Source organism: Xanthomonas melonis (assembly GCF_020783655.1).
GTDB lineage: Bacteria > Pseudomonadota > Gammaproteobacteria > Xanthomonadales > Xanthomonadaceae > Xanthomonas > Xanthomonas melonis.
Genome location: NZ_JAJGQH010000015.1, coordinates 118,069 through 133,416, shown reverse-complemented (window position 1 = coordinate 133,416; position 15,348 = coordinate 118,069). Strand labels below are relative to the sequence as shown.

Below are 15,348 nucleotides of genomic sequence, written 5' to 3'. Positions count from 1 at the left end.
TTGCGCCGTTGCACCGACGCCTCTTCTGACAACGCCGCAGCAGGCGTCTCAGTGCAGCAGCTGCCGCATGTACAGCGCGATCAGCCCAGGCTTGTCCAGCCCCAGGCAGGCCTGCACGTTCGGGCTGCCCGGCCCTTCGCGGGTATACCCCTGCGCATCCACGTCCAGATGCAGCGCGGTCGTCGGGCACAGCTGCGGCTGCAGCAACCAGGCCACCGGCACCACGTCGAACAGCGTGGGCGTGGCGCTGGCCCAAGGCTGGTCGGTGTTGCGCCATTGGTAGTAGAGCTGGGTCAGCGCGTCGGTCACCCCGTCGCCGTGCGCGAACAGCGCAATGCGCTCGGGTTCTTCCAGGGTGACCTGGGAGGCATCCAGCGGCAGCAGCACGATCGGCACGCCGGCGGCGAACACACGCTGCGCCGCCGGCACGTCGGCCAGGATGTTGTACTCCGGCGCCGGCGCGCTGGCCGGGCGATACGCGGACTTGCCATAGCCCACCCGCACCGATCCGCCCATCGCCACGATGCGCTTGAGCTTGGCAAAACCGGCCGGGTCGCGCTGTTGCGCCAGCGCCGCATCGGTCATCGGCCCCAGTATCAGCAAGGTCACCTGACCCGGGTGCTGGCGTGCCTGCTGCAGGATCATCGCCGCCGCGTCCGGCGATCGGTCCGGCAACCGGCCCCCGGCCGCCCAGCGTGCCTGGCTGAAGGGAATCGTGCTGGTCGTGGGTGCCCCCACCGCCAGCGGAATCTCGCCGCGCCCGGCCTGCTGCAACAAGCGCTGCAACAACTGCGCACGCAGGCGGGTGTCACCCCAGGCCGAGGCGATCCCCAGCACATCCAGCTGCGGGCTGCGCAGCAACAGGGCCAACGCGAAGGCATCGTCAATGTCGTCGCCGATGTCGGTGGAGACCACCACCTTCTCGGCCGCCAGCGGCACGACTGCGCGCGGTTCGGCCGGTGCAGGACGCTGCGCCCACGCGGCGGTGGACGCGCACCACATCCCCACCATCATCCACGCGCGTTGCCGGATCCACTGCATGTCCTCACTCCTGCCGCCATAAAAAAACCGCCGGCATGATAGCCGGCGGTTCGAGAGTGCTACACCACGACGCCGATCAGAAGTTGGCGCGGAACTGCGCACCGACGATGCGCGGATCGTTGATGAAGCCGGTGAGGTTGTTGAAGTCGATCGCGCCGGTCACGCGGATCTGGTTGGTGCAGTTGCGGCAGAACACCGACAACTCGTATGCACCCGCACCCCAGTTGTAGCCGATCTTGGCGCCACCCTCGACCAGCGGCTGGCCGGTGAACTCGCGCGAGTCGTACAGGAAGAAATTCACTTCGCTGCGGTAGGACCAGTCGGTGTAGAAGAACAGCTCGCCGTCATCGCCCATCGGGATGCCGTAGCGCAAGGTGGCATTGGCCATCCACTTGGCGGCCTGCGGCAGATCGTTGCCGTCGATCACGGCGCGGCCGGCCGCGTTGATCGGGTCGGTCACGGTGCAGGTGCGGCAAATGCCTACCGACAGGCCCGGATCGTCGATGCGGGTCCAGTTATAGGCGCCGCCGGCGGTCACGCGCAGGTTCTGGGTGATCAAGGCTTCGAAGTCGAACTCGGCACCACGCGCCTTGGTCTTGTCGGCATTGAGCAGGCGCACGTCGTTGGACGCGCCGCCCACCGCGGTGAGCTGCTGATTCTTCACCCGGAAATCGTAGATGTCGAAGCTCAGCCGCGCGCGGTTGTCGAACAGATCGGACTTGATGCCGATCTCGAACGAATCCACCGTCTCCGGCTCGGCCACGGTCAGCGGCGCAGTGGCCGATGGCACGCCGAAGCTGGCGCCGCGGAAACCGCGTGCGGCACGCGCATACACGTTGACGTCGTCGTTGATGGCGAAGGTCGCTGCAAGATCGCCGGTGACCTTGGAGTTGTCGGTCTCGCCGCTGGAGGGGTTCTGCAGGATGACGCGGTCCAGCGCCAGCACGTCAAAGGTCTTCTTGTCGTAGGTGTAGCGGATACCGGCGCGCAGGTTCAGGCGATCGGTGGCCGCATAGTTCAACGAACCGAACGCCGCCCACGAGGTGTTGCGCTGGCGGGTCAGCTGGTAGCTGGCCAGGCTGCCGCCGCTGAAGGTGTTGTAGGTGTAGTTCTCGCCCTCCACGTCATCGTGGAAGTAGTACAGACCGGCCTGCCAGTTGAGCGGGCCTGCGTACTGCGATTCGGCGCGCAGCTCCTGGCTGTACTGGTCCAGGTTCTTGATGCCGCCGGCGGTCTCCACCGGGAACGGAATCACGCCCGGTCCGGACGGCGGTGCGAACACTGCGCCGAAGCCGCCGTCGATGTCGCCGCGGCTGTAGTACTTGCCGATGCCTTCGTAGGCGCTGATCGAGTGCAAGGCGATGTCGCCCAGGTCCCAGGTCAGCGTGGCGCTACCGCCGTAGGTCTGCAGTTCCTGGGTGTTGGCGCCGTCGATGGAGGATCGCTCGGCATCGAAGCCATCCACCAGCTGATTGGTGCCGGGCTGGATGATGTTGGCGCGGAACAGCCGCGCGGTGCCGTCCAGATGGCGCGCATGCGCATTGAACAAGGCGCTGAAATCGTCGCTGGCCTGATACAGCAGCTGCAGGCGCACGGCCGAGTCGGTATAGCCTTCCAGGTCGCGTCCGTCGCGATTCTCCACCCAGTCGTCGCGGCGCTGGCCCAGGGTGGACAGACGCGCGGCCCAGTGCTCGCCCATCGCGATGCTCAGGCCGCTCTCCAGGGTCATGGTGCCGTAGGTGCCATACGACAGGCTGGCGTAGCCATCGTTGGCGCCGATCGCCGGCTTGACCGAATTGAACTTGACCACGCCGGCCGGCGTATTGCGGCCGAACAGGGTGCCCTGCGGGCCGCGCAGTACTTCCAGACCTTCCAGATCGAAGATCGGGAAGCCCTTCAGGAACGCGTTTTCCTGCACCACGTCGTCATAGATCAGCGACACCGGCTGCGAGGCGTAGGTGTTGAAGTCGGTATTGCCATAGCCACGGATGTACACGCGCGGGAACACGCGGCCATTGGAGGATTCGATGTTGAGGCTGGGTGTCTTGCCGGCCAGCACGCGGATGTCCGAACCGCTGGTGGCGATGGCATCCAGGAATTCGGGGCGCAGCACCGATGCCGACACCGGCACGTCCTTGGAGTCTTCGGAGCGGCGCTCGACCGTGACCTTGACCGCGTCCAGCCGCACGACACCGTCGTCGCCGGGCGCCTGCTGGGCGGCGGCATGGAGCGGGAGGAGGGACGCGACGGCAACGGCGAGCACGCTGATCTTGAGCGACCGGCTGGCTGACATGGAAAGAACTCCGGAATTCGGGTGACGGGACGGCCGCGTCTGCATGCCGCGGTGCAACAGAATTAACACGATTTACACAAATATGGCAGAGCCCGTACGAAAAAGTTTCTTTAATTCGAAATGCCGTTCGAATTAATGCAACACGGCTGTGCAATTTGTGTACCGCCCCTCCCCCACGCGCTGCAAAGACGGTCTAAAGCCCGCGAGGCAACGCGCGCCGGTTTGGGGAGGCTGTTTCAGGCGGGATCGTCGAGACCGGCCGCGCGCAGCTTTCGCCCATCCCCCCCTGCAGGCACCGGCCTCGCGCCGACCAGCCAAGGCCGCCATCCTCTGAACCTGCAACGTCCGTCTCAGACCAAGTTTCGGCAGAAACATGCCGGCGCCCGCCAGCGCGGGCCTCAGCGTGTGCTTGCAGCCTCGTCCGGCACCCGCACCCAGCCTTCCATCAACACCCGTGCGCTGCGGCTCATCAGTGCCCTGGTCACCTGCCATTGCCCGTCGACGCAGTTCGCCTCGGCCCCGACCCGCAAGGTCCCGGAGGGGTGCCCGAATCGCACTGCCGAACGCGCGGCTCCGCCCGCGGCCAGGCTGACCAAGGTCCCCGGTACGGCGGCTGCAGTGCCGATGGCAACGGCGGCGGTCCCCATCATCGCGTGATGCAGCTTGCCCATCGACATCGCACGCACCAGCAGATCGATCCCGTCCGCGCGCACCGGCTTGCCGCTGGATGCGATGTAGTCGGCCGGTGGCGCCACGAACGCGACCTTGGGCGTGTGCTGCCGCGTCGCTGCGTCTTCCACCGTCGCGATCAGGCCCATCCGTACGGCGCCGTGCGCGCGCAATGTTTCGAACATGGTCAACGCGCGCGGGTCGCCATTGATGGCGTCCTGCAACTCGGTGCCGGCGTATCCCAGATCGCGCGCATTGACGAAGATGGTTGGAATGCCGGCGTTGATCAGCGTCGCATCGAGCCGGCCCAGGCCGGGAATGTCCAACTGGTCGATGAGATTGCCGGTAGGAAACATCGCCCCGCCCTCGCCTTCGGCATCGTCGGCCGGGTCGAGGAATTCCAGCTGTATTTCGGCCGCGGGAAACGTCACGCCGTCCAGTTCGAAGTCGCCGGTTTCCTGCACCTGCCCGTCCACGATCGGCACATGCGCCAGGATGGTCTTTCCGATGTTGGCCTGCCAGATCCGCACCGTACAGGTGCCATCACGCGGGACGCGGGCCGGATCGACGAAGCCGTTGCTGATCGCGAACGGCCCCACTGCGGTGCTGAGGTTGCCGCAGTTTCCGCTCCAGTCCACGAAGGCGGTGTCGATGGCGACCTGGCCATACAGGTAGTCCACGTCGTGGTCGGGTACCGAAGCGGCTGCGATGATCACGCATTTGCTGGTGCTGGAGGTGGCCCCGCCCATGCCGTCGGTGTGCTTGGCATAGGGGTCGGGCGATCCAATCACGCGCATCAGCAGCGCGTCACGGGCCGGCCCGGGCGTCTGTGCCGCAGCCGGCAGATCCTGCAGACGGAAGAACACTCCTTTGCTGGTGCCGCCTCGCATGTAGGTGGCAGGAATACGGAGTTGGGGACGATGGGTCATGAAAAGGCCGGGAAAGGGGATTCGGGAGTGGGGATTTGAGTGGCGGCAGGAAACCAGGAATCAGGGACGCTGATGCGCTTGCGGTGCTGATATCGCCTTTAACGAATCCCGACTCGCCAATCCCGAATCCCGGCTCTCTAAGAAATCCTGCGCGAACCTCTGCAGCACACCACCGGCTTCGTAGATCGATACTTCCTCTGCAGTGTCCAGCCGGCACGTCACCGGAACCTGCAGCTGCTCGCCATTGCGCCGATGGATCGAGAGTGTCAGCGTGGCGCCCGGCGTGCGCTCACCGGCCACATCGAAGGTCTCGCTGCCATCGATACCAAGGCTCTTGCGGTCGGTTCCAGGTTCGAATTCCAGCGGCAGCACGCCCATGCCGATCAGGTTGGTGCGGTGAATCCGCTCGAAGCCTTCGGCCACGATCGCTTCCACCCCCGCCAGCCGCACGCCCTTGGCGGCCCAGTCGCGCGAGGAGCCCTGCCCGTAATCGGCGCCGGCAATGATGATCAGCGGCTGCTTGCGTGTCATGTAGGTTTCGATCGCCTCCCACATGCGCAGCACCTGCCCGTCCGGCTCCAATCGCGTCAGCGAACCGGCCTTGATCTGCCCATCGACCACTGCCATTTCATTGATCAACTTCGGATTGGCGAAGGTGGCGCGCTGTGCGGTGAGGTGATCGCCGCGGTGGGTGGCGTAGGAATTGAAGTCTTCCTCCGGCACGCCCATCTGCGCCAGATATTCGCCGGCCGCACTGCTGGCCAGGATGGCATTGGAGGGCGACAGGTGATCGGTGGTGATGTTGTCGCCCAGCACCGCAAGCGCACGCATGCCCTGCAGCGTGCGTACACCGGCCAGCGCGCCTTCCCAGTACGGCGGGCGGCGGATGTACGTGCTCTGCGGGCGCCAGTCATAGAGCGGGCTGACGCGGGCGCCCTGCCCCACGCTGCGCTTGAACATCGGGTCGTACACGCTGCGGAAATGCTCCGGCTTGACGCTGCGCGCCACCACGGCATCGATCTCGGCATCGCTTGGCCACAGATCCTTCAACGTGACCGGCACACCAGCGGCATCGATACCGAGCACGTCCTTTTCGATATCGAAGCGCACCGTGCCGGCGATCGCGTAGGCGATCACCAATGGCGGCGAAGCCAGGAACGCCTGTTTGGCATACGGATGGATGCGCCCGTCGAAATTGCGGTTCCCGGACAACACCGCGGTTGCGTACAGATCGCGATCGATGATCTCCTGCTGGATGGCCGGATCCAGCGCGCCGCTCATGCCATTGCAGGTCGTGCAGGCGAACGCCACGATGCCAAAGCCCAGCTGTTCCAATTCGCTCAGCAGCCCGGCCTCTTCCAGATACAGCTGCACGGCCTTGGACCCCGGCGCCAGCGAACTCTTGACCCAGGGCTTGCGGGTCAGGCCACGCGCATTCGCATTGCGTGCCAGCAGGCCTGCGGCAATGACGTTGCGCGGGTTGGAGGTATTGGTGCATGAGGTGATCGCGGCGATGATCACCGCGCCATCGGGCATCTGCCCCGGCGCTTCGTCCCAGGCACCGGCGATGCCGCGGGTTGCCAGTTCGCTGGTGGCCACCCGCTTGTGCGGGTTGGAGGGCCCGGCCATGTTGCGCACCACGCTGGACAGATCGAACCGCAGCACACGTTCGTACTGCGCTGTTGCCAGGTCGTCTGCCCACAGCCCGGTGTGGCGTGCGTAGGTTTCCACCAACGTCACCTGCGCATCGTCGCGACCGGTCAGGCGCAGGTAATCGATGGTCTGCTGATCGATGTAGAACATCGCCGCGGTCGCACCGAATTCCGGCGTCATATTGGAAATGGTGGCGCGGTCGCCGATGGTCAGCGCGCTGGCACCGCTGCCGAAAAATTCCAGATAGGCACCCACCACGCGTTGCTGACGCAGGAACTCGGTCAACGCCAGCACGATATCGGTGGCAGTGATGCCCGGCGCCGGCCGCCCGGTCAGCTCGACACCCACGATATCCGGCAGGCGCATCCACGAAGCGCGTCCCAGCATCACGTTCTCCGCTTCCAGCCCGCCCACGCCGACCGCGATCACGCCCAACGCGTCCACATGCGGAGTATGGCTGTCGGTCCCCACGCAGGTATCCGGGAACGCCACGCCATCCAGCGTGTAGATCACCGGCGACATCTTCTCCAGATTGATCTGGTGCATGATCCCGTTGCCCGGTGGAATCACCTCCATGTTCTCGAACGCGCGCTTGGTCCACTCGATGAAGTGGAAGCGGTCGGCGTTACGGCGGTCTTCCACGTCGCGATTCTTGGCGAATGCCTGCTTGTCGAATCCCGCGTACTCCACTGCCAACGAGTGATCCACGATCAACTGTACCGGCACCACCGGATTGACCTGGGCCGGATCGCCGCCTTGCTCGGCGATGGCATCGCGCAGACCGGCCAGGTCCACCAGGGCGGTCTGTCCCAGGATGTCGTGGCAGACCACCCGTGCCGGGAACCACGGAAAATCCAGCTCGCGCTTGCGCTCGATCAGCTGGCGAAGGTAGGCCTCCAGCTGCTGCGGCTCGGCGCGCCGCACCAGGTTTTCCGCATGCACGCGCGCGGTGTAAGGCAGCGCCGCATACGCGCCGGGCTGCAATGCGTCCACTGCTGCACGCGCGTCGAAGTAATCCAAGGAAGTGCCCGGCAAGGGCTTGCGGTACTGGCTATTCATGGCTGGCGACATCACGAAGCGGGCGGGGTCTGTTGCGGTTGCGGTTGCTGTTGCTGTTGCTGTTTTTGGTGTTGCTATTTTCGGTGTTGCTACTGGCCGCTGACGCTCTTCCTTCTCCCGCGTGCGGGAGAAGGTGCCCGAAGGGCGGATGAGGGCCAGCTGCCACCAACGATGTCAGTCACGCTGATCCAGCGGCACGAACACCCGATCCTCCGGGCCGGTGTAGTTCGCCGAGGGACGGATGATCTTGCCGTCCACCCGCTGCTCGATGATGTGCGCGCTCCACCCGGCCGTCCGTGCCAGCACGAACAACGGAGTGAACATCGCCGTCGGCACCCCCATCATGTGGTAGCTCACCGCACTGAACCAATCCAGATTCGGGAACATCTTCTTGATGTCCCACATCACCGTTTCCAGACGTTCGGCGATGTCGTACATCTTGCGGCTGCCCTGCTCCTCGGACAGCTCGCGCGCCACGTCCTTGATCACCTTGTTGCGCGGATCGGACACCGTGTACACCGGATGCCCGAAGCCGATCACCACTTCCTTGCGCTCCACCCGCGCCTTGATATCCGCCTCGGCCTCATCCGGCGTGTCGTAGCGCTTCTGCACTTCGAACGCCACTTCATTGGCGCCGCCATGCTTGGGGCCGCGCAGCGCGCCGATACCACCGGCGATGGCGCTGTACATGTCGCTGCCGGTGCCGGCAATCACGCGGCAGGCGAAGGTGGATGCATTGAACTCGTGCTCGGCATACAGGATCAGGCTGGTGTGCATTGCACGCACCCACGAATCCTTTGGCGTAAACCCGTGCAGCAAATGCAGGAAATGCCCGCCGATCGAATCGTCATCGGTCTCCACCTCGATGCGCTTGCCGTTATGGCTGTAGTGGTACCAGTACAGCAGCATCGAGCCCAGCGAGGCCATCAGCTTGTCGGCAATGTCGCGCGCGCCCGGATGATTGTGGTCGTCCTTCTCCGGCTGCAGGCAGCCCAGCACCGACACGCCGGTGCGCATCACATCCATCGGATGCGCCGACGGCGGCAGTTGTTCCAGCGCCGCCTTCACTGCCGCCGGCACGCCGCGCAGCGAGCGCAGTTTGGCCTTGTAGCCGCGCAGCTCGCCGCTGTTGGGCAGCTTGCCGTGCACCAGCAGGTAAGCGATTTCCTCGAACTCGCTGGTGGTGGCCAGGTCGAGAATGTCGTAACCGCGGTAGTGCAGGTCGTTGCCGCTACGGCCCACGGTGCACAGGGCGGTATTGCCGGCGGCGGTACCGGACAGGGCAACGGATTTTTTCGGCTTGAAACCGGGAATGGCGGTGTCGTTCATGCGTTGAGCTCCCAAACGGTGGCGTAGTGCGATGTCACTGACGAAATGACGGAACCTGTGCGCGGCAATGCGCGATCATGCGCCCTTACGCGCGAACAGCGCATCCAGGCGCTGCTCGTAATCGTGATAGCCGATGCGTTCGTACAGTTCCTCGCGCGTCTGCATGCTCTCCAGCACGGCTTGTTGATGCCCGTCGCGCCGGATCGCTGCATAGACCGCTTCGGCGGCCTTGTTGGCGGCACGGAACGCCGACAACGGAAACAACTGGATCGCCACGCCAGCCTGCGCCAGCTGCTCGCGCGTGAACAGCGGCGTCTTGCCGAACTCGGTGATGTTGGCCAGCACCGGCACCTTCACCGCATCGACGAAGCGCTGGTAGGTCTCCAGATCGTAGGCTGCCTCGGCGAAGATGCCGTCCGCGCCAGCCTCGACGCAGGCGATGGCGCGCTCGATGGCCGCCTCCACGCCTTCCATCTGGATCGCATCGGTACGCGCGATCAGGAAGAACGCCGGATCGGTCTTGGCATCGGCTGCCGCCTTGACCCGGTCCACCATCTCGCCCTGGCTCACGATCTCCTTGCCCGGCCGATGCCCGCAGCGCTTGGCGCCCACCTGGTCTTCGATATGGCACCCGGCCGCGCCCGCCTTGATCAACGACTTGATGGTGCGCTCGATATTGAACGCGCTCGGCCCGAAGCCGGTGTCCACGTCCACCAGCAGCGGCAGTTCGCAGACGTCGGTGATGCGGCGCACGTCGATCAGCACGTCTTCCAGCGTATTGATGCCCAGGTCAGGCAGCCCGAGCGAGCCGGCCGCCACGCCGCCGCCGGACAGATAGATGGCCTGGTAGCCCGCACGCTGGGCCAGCAGCGCATGGTTGGCGTTGATCGCGCCGATGACCTGCAACGGCGACTCGGCGGCCAGCGCTGCGCGGAAGCGCGTGCCGGCAGTGGCGGTGGAAGAAGAGGTCATGGCGATTCCTGCGATGAGATAGCGATAAGTTCGCAAACGGCATGCCAAGCTTAAGTTCTTGATTAATAAACACGTCACCATCCCATCTGTTGCACGCAAGAAACACCTGTTGCAACATGAAACACTATTGAAACGCAATCATCCGATGCCTAGTCCCTCCCCTGCCAGCCCTCCGGATGCAGCCACGCCCATTATCTGGACCGTGAGCGTCTCGCGGTTGACCGGGCTGCTGGCCGATGTCATCCCCGAATTCGATCAGCGCGCGCGCATAGAGCAGATCAACCTGGGCTTCGCCGAGGCGGTTGACGTCATCGGCCAGCGCCTGCGCCGCGAGCGTTGCGACGCACTGGTGGCTGGTGGCTCCAATGCCGCGTACCTGCGCAGCCGCCTCGCATTGCCGCTGGCACCGATCCAGGCCACCGGCTTCGACCTGATGGAGGCGCTGGCGCGCGCGCGCCGCATCGCACCGCGCATCGGCGTGGTGACACATGCCAGCGACGTCCCCTCGTTCCAGGCCTTTCAGACCAGCTTCGGCCTGGACATCGAGCATCGCCGCTTCGTCACCGCCGAAGACGCGCGCGACTGCATCGCCGACCTGCGCACTGCCGGCATCCAGGTCATCGTCGGCACCGGAATGGCGATCGATTTCGCCGAGCAGGCCGGCCTGCCTGGCGTGCTGCTGTATTCGGCCGCGTCGGTGCGGCAAGCACTCGAACAGGCCATCGCGCTGGGCAGCGCCGCCACCGGCCAGCAGCGCATGCCCCCCCGTGGCAGCACGCGCGGAGCCCGCCGCACTGACGCCCTGCTGGGCGAAGACGCGCCCATGCGGCACGCACGCGAACTGGTACAGCTGTACGCCCAACATTCGGGCACCGTATTGATCAGCGGCGAGACTGGCACCGGCAAGGAACTGGTCGCGCGACAACTGCATGCCGGCAGCCGGCGGCGCGGCCGCTTCGTCGCCATCAACTGCGGCGCCATCAGCGAATCATTGCTGGAGGCCGAACTGTTCGGCTACAGCGATGGCGCCTTTACCGGCGCACGCCGCGGCGGCCACACCGGCCTGATCGAAGCTGCGCACGAAGGCACCTTGTTCCTCGATGAAATCGGCGAGCTCCCTACGCCGCTGCAGACTCGCCTGTTGCGCGTCCTGGAAGAACGCGAGGTGCTGCGCGTCGGCGCCACCCTGCCAGTGGCGGTGGACGTGCGCGTGGTCGCCGCCAGCCTGCAGGACCTGCATGCCCTGGTCGAGCAGGGCCGCTTCCGGCGCGACCTGTTCTATCGCCTGGCGGCACTGCGCATCGCCCTGCCGCCGCTACGCAACCGACCCGACGCCATCGCGCTACTGCTCGCGCATTACTTCCAGCAATTGGGCAATGGTGCCTCGCCCTTGTCCGAAGACGCCTTGCAGCGGCTGCAATCGCACGCCTGGCCCGGTAACGTGCGCGAACTGCGCAATCTGGTCGAACGCCTGTGCATCCACTGGAAGGCTCAGCCGCGCGACAGCCTTGGCCTGGATCAACTGGAAAGCTGGGCGCCTGAGTTATTCGATATGCGCAGTGGCAGCGGGGCGGCATCGGACCCTACCGATCTTGCAACCTCGCGCATGCAACTCACTGCAGCGGCGGTCCGCGCAGCGCTGGATCGCGCAAACGGCAATCGCGCCCTCGCCGCACAGGCCCTCGGCGTCTCGCGCACCACCTTGTGGCGCTGGATGCAGACGCACGCGCCGACATGATCTGCCTGAGGACAGCTGCGGGCCTTGGGACTTGCCTGCCCAGGCTGCAAGCGCAGCCTCGGTGGCGCGTCTTTGCAACGCAGGATTTGCGGTCAGCGGCAACCGGTCGTGCGATGCGCTCCACCCGACGGGAGCGCTGCTACGCCGGCGATGTGATCGCGCCGCCGCGCCGGCGATGTGATCGCGCCGCCGCTGCCAGGCACTCGCCATCAAAGCGCGTACAGCGCTCACTTGACCCGCGTGTACTCGGTATCGCCAGTACTCAAATGACCGGTCGCCTGGTCGATCGCGTAATTGACGGTGCCATCGGCGCTGGAGACCTGCAGCACGCCCTTGTTCAAGATCGCCGGATGATTCTTCGTCTTGACTCCACTGCCGGACAGCTCCGGCGTGGTATCGCGAATGATGAAGCTCTCGCCGTTGTGCTCGATGCTCAAGACGTTGTTCTGCGACTTCACGTTGACCCACTTGCCCACGTACTGCTCGCCGACATCGCGCGCGCAGCCTGCCAGCACCAGGGTCGCCACCAAAACAGGTCCAAGCAGCGTCTTCATCGCCACTCCATCTCAAAAGGGGGGCCTTGCAGGATGGCAATTCATTGTCGAGCTCGCAACAACCGGGGACCAACTCGGCAACTTTCAGTGCGTCGTGTCGCAGCCACCATTCAGACCTTAGCGCTGCGCACGACAGGACCTGCGGCCGACCATTGATCCTGGCTACCGATCTGCGGTAATGCCTGCCTCCGCTAGTACCGAGCGACCCGATGACTGTCTCTACGTACCCGCGCCTGCAAGCACTGCAGGCGATCGCCCCTCGCATCTACGGCCGTCGCTGGCGGGCGCCCGCGGCGCGCGCGATCTGCTCAATCTGAGCAGGCAGAAGTATTGCCTTCAAGAATTACAGCAAACATTTCCAAACGGACGCCACCGCCACACCGGAGGCAACAACCCACGTTAGCCCGAAGCCGCCAACGATGCGGCGCTGAAGGGCCAGATGCCAGCGGCGCCCTCCGTTGACATTTTAGAGATAGGCGCTGCTGCGCCTCAAGCTCCGTTGCGGACCTGTCTACAGCAGGCACGGCCGAGCACCCCAGCCGTGCCCGCGTTAAGCGCTACCGCGGGTCGACAATCACCCGCGCCGGCGAGCCATACAGCACCAGCACGCGCTGACCGACCGGCAATGCCGGGTCGGCGCCCTGCACGATGGTCATGAGGTTGCCGTTCTCGGTCTGCACCACGTACTCCCTGCCCTGCGTGCGCGACACGCCGCGCTCGGCGGCCGCACCCGCAATGGCGCCAACGACCATGCCGCCGATGGCACCGGCGGCATTTGCACGGCCACTACCACCCAGCGATGAGCCGGCGATGCCGCCCATGCCGGCACCGGCAAGGGCGCCGCCGCCCTGCGTGCCGTCGATGCTCACCAGCCTGGCGCTGATGATTACTCCGGACACGGTGCGGTTGACCTGACCCACCGCGCCGACGCCGTAGCTGTCAGGCCGGACATTGGGCGCACATGCTGCAAGTAGCAACACTAGCAACAGCGCCAGCAGCTTCATCACTGCCCAGCTCCTTTCGCAGCTGGGAACATCGGCTTGGACGCATCAACGGTTTCCAGCGCCTGCAGGAACTGGGCGATGTTGTTCTGCACCGACCGGTTGACGGATTCGCGCGCACGGATCACGCCAGCGAACGCGTAGCCCGCCGGAACAGTGCCGGACGCCGCGATGTCCTGCGTGTAAATGATCGCACCTGTTTCGCGGTCGATCAGTTCGTAGCGCGCGGCAGAATCGGTGGTCATGGATGCCCCGAACGATGGCACGTCGAGCTTCAACACCTTCACCGACAGACTGACCTTGCGCGGGGCGTCGTCGCGGAAGATCACCATGCGGTTGACTGCCTCGACAAGCGCGGACTGCCAGAGCGTGGGAATCTGCCCTTCAGCCCAAGCAGGCAGCTCCCCGGTTTTTTCGTCCGGCCGGGCCAGCGTGACCGTTAGCGACTTCAGCTCAGCATCGACCTTCTTCGACGCCACGCCCACGTTGGGCACGGAGAAGTTCATCGGCGGATTGCTTGCGCAACCGGCAAGCGCGAGAACAGCGACAGCAGCGAGCAACAGCTTCTTCATACAACCCCCTGTGAATTAGATAGCCCGGTCATTGCGGCCGGCGCACCAGGGGGGCCTTGATCGCCAATCCCTGGCCGGCGCGACTGTACACGAAACAGCGCCCATATACGCTCGGCCTGGTGCACCGCCATGTCACCGTAAATGGAAAGGGGGTCCATAGTGCGGACACCCTTCCGGCTTCGTTGGCACGACGAGGCGAGACCACTGCTGATGGGCCGACCACCGCCTATCATCTTTTAAACCTCGCGTTGCAGATGGTCGAGGACACCGTCGGCCTGCCGTGGTTCGTGGCCCTGGATATGTGCGAGTGCCTGGCCATCCTCATCGAGATGCCCTCGGCCGACTCGATGAGGATGAGCGAGCTGATGTCGGCCCACTCACCCCGCCCAGCCGCAAGCCCAAGCGCTTCAATCGCTGAATCACACATCTACCGCCTAGATGGTGTCGAGCCGCCCGCCCGCTAGCACCCGCGATGCCCCTTGGCCCTGTAGCATCGCGCCGACGTGCTGAGCCAGCCTGCGGTGATTCGCGCCGCTGGATGTGTGCGAGAGGGTGTCGGCATACTGCCCCCTTGGCGGCGCACAGCAGGCCGCTGCCATCAATGAGTCCAGACGCTACCCACTCCCCTGGCCGGATGCGCCCTGGAGACCAGTCACTCCGCAAACACCGGATCACGCGCGGCGTGCCGCCAACCGCTCATACCAGGCCACCGAGCTGGCGGGCGGTGGACAGATAGCGCAGATAGGCCGCGATCCAAGACGTTGGACGTGCACGAGTCGCCGGGGATTGCTCGTAAGGGCTCCGGAAACTCCGAATCCCATACCGTCCTAGCCAAGGAAGATTGAACCGCCCCGCTTTTCCCGGAGACTCCTTGGTTTGAGTCACGCAGACATGGCGGACTCGTCGGGTTGCTTGTGTTTGGAATAATAGTTGGCTTTGCACCGATTGGGGAAACATCAGAGCCCCAGATCTGCGCTCCGTTGTGCACGCGCTCAATGTTGAGCAGCAGGGTGCGGACAAGTTCATCATCTCGCGTCATTGCAAACTCCTCTCACGATGGGTGGTGCCGCCTACTTCGGCACGACGATAGCTTCTGTCCAACGAAAAAGCCCCGCTTTCGCGGGGCTTCTTACCAAGCGCCTTGAATGGCGACAACTTCCTTTCCACTCAAAAGCACGCTGTCTTTGGTGACGGCTCGCACTGCGCGCCTCGCTGGCGTAGAGAGCCGTCCCAGGAGAACCCTTGCATCTTGCGCATAGCGGTCCTCAAGATCGCTCGCGGTGGGACCGCCAACAAGCTCACTGCAGTCCAATACCGAATCGCGCCTCAGGAAGTAATGCTCGCCCTGAAGTAGCTGCACCTGGTGCCCCATCAGCACATCATCAATTCGCTGAAATGAGGCCGGATTAGAGTTGATAACAAAGTAGCGAAGCTCTGGTTGCATAGTTGCGACCACGAAGAACTTCCACTTCGGCGGCCTGCAAAACGAACACCAGATATGGAAAACTGACCCAACTTGAATCTTCAGCATCCTCCCT

The 15,348-nt window shown here is 64.7% G+C and carries 12 protein-coding genes; 2 read left to right on the top strand and 10 right to left on the bottom strand.

Annotated features, from left to right (window positions below; all coding sequences use genetic code 11):
* Positions 1 to 48: 48 nt before the first annotated feature.
* The 6 genes from LL964_RS15925 to prpB all read right to left on the bottom strand — a co-directional run bounded on the left by LL964_RS15925 (position 49) and on the right by prpB (position 9,945).
* Complete coding sequence (locus LL964_RS15925) at positions 49 to 1,041, bottom strand: nucleoside hydrolase (protein ID WP_104584460.1); 993 nt, start codon at positions 1,039 to 1,041, stop codon at positions 49 to 51.
* 76 nt (positions 1,042 to 1,117) lie between these two features.
* The gene (locus LL964_RS15920) at positions 1,118 to 3,334 is read right to left on the bottom strand and encodes a TonB-dependent receptor (protein ID WP_104584462.1); all 2,217 of its coding nucleotides are present in this window, start codon (positions 3,332 to 3,334) and stop codon (positions 1,118 to 1,120) included.
* Positions 3,335 to 3,732: 398 nt separating this feature from the next.
* A complete protein-coding gene (prpF, locus tag LL964_RS15915; protein ID WP_104584464.1) occupies positions 3,733 to 4,932 on the bottom strand; it encodes a 2-methylaconitate cis-trans isomerase PrpF in 1,200 nt (399 codons plus the stop codon).
* A 60-nt stretch (positions 4,933 to 4,992) separates the two neighbouring features.
* On the bottom strand, positions 4,993 to 7,644 hold the full coding sequence (gene acnD, locus LL964_RS15910; protein WP_104584466.1) for a Fe/S-dependent 2-methylisocitrate dehydratase AcnD: 2,652 nt from the start codon (positions 7,642 to 7,644) through the stop codon (positions 4,993 to 4,995).
* 174 nt (positions 7,645 to 7,818) lie between these two features.
* Positions 7,819 to 8,973, bottom strand: a complete 1,155-nt coding sequence (prpC, locus tag LL964_RS15905) for a bifunctional 2-methylcitrate synthase/citrate synthase (RefSeq protein ID WP_104584468.1) — start codon at positions 8,971 to 8,973, stop codon at positions 7,819 to 7,821.
* Between the two features lie 75 nt (positions 8,974 to 9,048).
* Positions 9,049 to 9,945 (bottom strand): methylisocitrate lyase, encoded by an 897-nt coding sequence (gene prpB / locus LL964_RS15900; RefSeq protein WP_104584470.1) that lies wholly within the window; start codon positions 9,943 to 9,945, stop codon positions 9,049 to 9,051.
* A 145-nt stretch (positions 9,946 to 10,090) separates the two neighbouring features.
* On the opposite strand from prpB, the gene prpR reads away from it, so the two are divergent.
* Positions 10,091 to 11,683 carry a propionate catabolism operon regulatory protein PrpR gene (gene prpR, locus LL964_RS15895; RefSeq protein ID WP_104584472.1) on the top strand — a complete coding sequence of 531 codons (1,593 nt, stop codon included), beginning with the start codon at positions 10,091 to 10,093 and terminating at the stop codon, positions 11,681 to 11,683.
* A 227-nt stretch (positions 11,684 to 11,910) separates the two neighbouring features.
* Here the strand turns inward: prpR and LL964_RS15890 are convergent, their stop codons facing one another.
* The 3 genes from LL964_RS15890 to LL964_RS15880 all read right to left on the bottom strand — a co-directional run bounded on the left by LL964_RS15890 (position 11,911) and on the right by LL964_RS15880 (position 13,810).
* On the bottom strand, positions 11,911 to 12,237 hold the full coding sequence (locus LL964_RS15890; protein WP_104584474.1) for a hypothetical protein: 327 nt from the start codon (positions 12,235 to 12,237) through the stop codon (positions 11,911 to 11,913).
* Between the two features lie 557 nt (positions 12,238 to 12,794).
* The gene (locus tag LL964_RS15885; RefSeq protein WP_104584476.1) at positions 12,795 to 13,241 is read right to left on the bottom strand and encodes a hypothetical protein; all 447 of its coding nucleotides are present in this window, start codon (positions 13,239 to 13,241) and stop codon (positions 12,795 to 12,797) included.
* Positions 13,241 to 13,810: a lipoprotein gene (locus tag LL964_RS15880; RefSeq protein ID WP_104584478.1), complete on the bottom strand. Its 570-nt coding sequence runs from the start codon at positions 13,808 to 13,810 to the stop codon at positions 13,241 to 13,243. The genes LL964_RS15885 and LL964_RS15880 overlap by 1 nt, the downstream gene beginning before the upstream one ends.
* Before the next feature lie 56 nt (positions 13,811 to 13,866).
* On the opposite strand from LL964_RS15880, the gene LL964_RS15875 reads away from it, so the two are divergent.
* Positions 13,867 to 14,274 (top strand): hypothetical protein, encoded by a 408-nt coding sequence (locus tag LL964_RS15875; RefSeq protein ID WP_146092291.1) that lies wholly within the window; start codon positions 13,867 to 13,869, stop codon positions 14,272 to 14,274.
* A gap of 665 nt (positions 14,275 to 14,939) precedes the next feature.
* Here the strand turns inward: LL964_RS15875 and LL964_RS15870 are convergent.
* Complete coding sequence (locus LL964_RS15870; RefSeq protein WP_146092292.1) at positions 14,940 to 15,341, bottom strand: hypothetical protein; 402 nt, start codon at positions 15,339 to 15,341, stop codon at positions 14,940 to 14,942.
* Between the last annotated feature and the right edge of the window lie 7 nt (positions 15,342 to 15,348).

What these genes read in the sequence shown, in the direction of transcription:
- LL964_RS15925 (WP_104584460.1), bottom strand. Translation starts at nt 1,041, where the DNA reads ATGCAGTGGATCCGGCAACGCGCGTGGATGATGGTGGGGATGTGGTGC.
- LL964_RS15920 (WP_104584462.1), bottom strand. Translation starts at nt 3,334, where the DNA reads ATGTCAGCCAGCCGGTCGCTCAAGATCAGCGTGCTCGCCGTTGCCGTC.
- prpF (WP_104584464.1), bottom strand. Translation starts at nt 4,932, where the DNA reads ATGACCCATCGTCCCCAACTCCGTATTCCTGCCACCTACATGCGAGGC.
- acnD (WP_104584466.1), bottom strand. Translation starts at nt 7,644, where the DNA reads ATGAATAGCCAGTACCGCAAGCCCTTGCCGGGCACTTCCTTGGATTAC.
- prpC (WP_104584468.1), bottom strand. Translation starts at nt 8,973, where the DNA reads ATGAACGACACCGCCATTCCCGGTTTCAAGCCGAAAAAATCCGTTGCC.
- prpB (WP_104584470.1), bottom strand. Translation starts at nt 9,945, where the DNA reads ATGACCTCTTCTTCCACCGCCACTGCCGGCACGCGCTTCCGCGCAGCG.
- prpR (WP_104584472.1), top strand. Translation starts at nt 10,091, where the DNA reads ATGCCTAGTCCCTCCCCTGCCAGCCCTCCGGATGCAGCCACGCCCATT.
- LL964_RS15890 (WP_104584474.1), bottom strand. Translation starts at nt 12,237, where the DNA reads ATGAAGACGCTGCTTGGACCTGTTTTGGTGGCGACCCTGGTGCTGGCA.
- LL964_RS15885 (WP_104584476.1), bottom strand. Translation starts at nt 13,241, where the DNA reads ATGAAGCTGCTGGCGCTGTTGCTAGTGTTGCTACTTGCAGCATGTGCG.
- LL964_RS15880 (WP_104584478.1), bottom strand. Translation starts at nt 13,810, where the DNA reads ATGAAGAAGCTGTTGCTCGCTGCTGTCGCTGTTCTCGCGCTTGCCGGT.
- LL964_RS15870 (WP_146092292.1), bottom strand. Translation starts at nt 15,341, where the DNA reads ATGCTGAAGATTCAAGTTGGGTCAGTTTTCCATATCTGGTGTTCGTTT.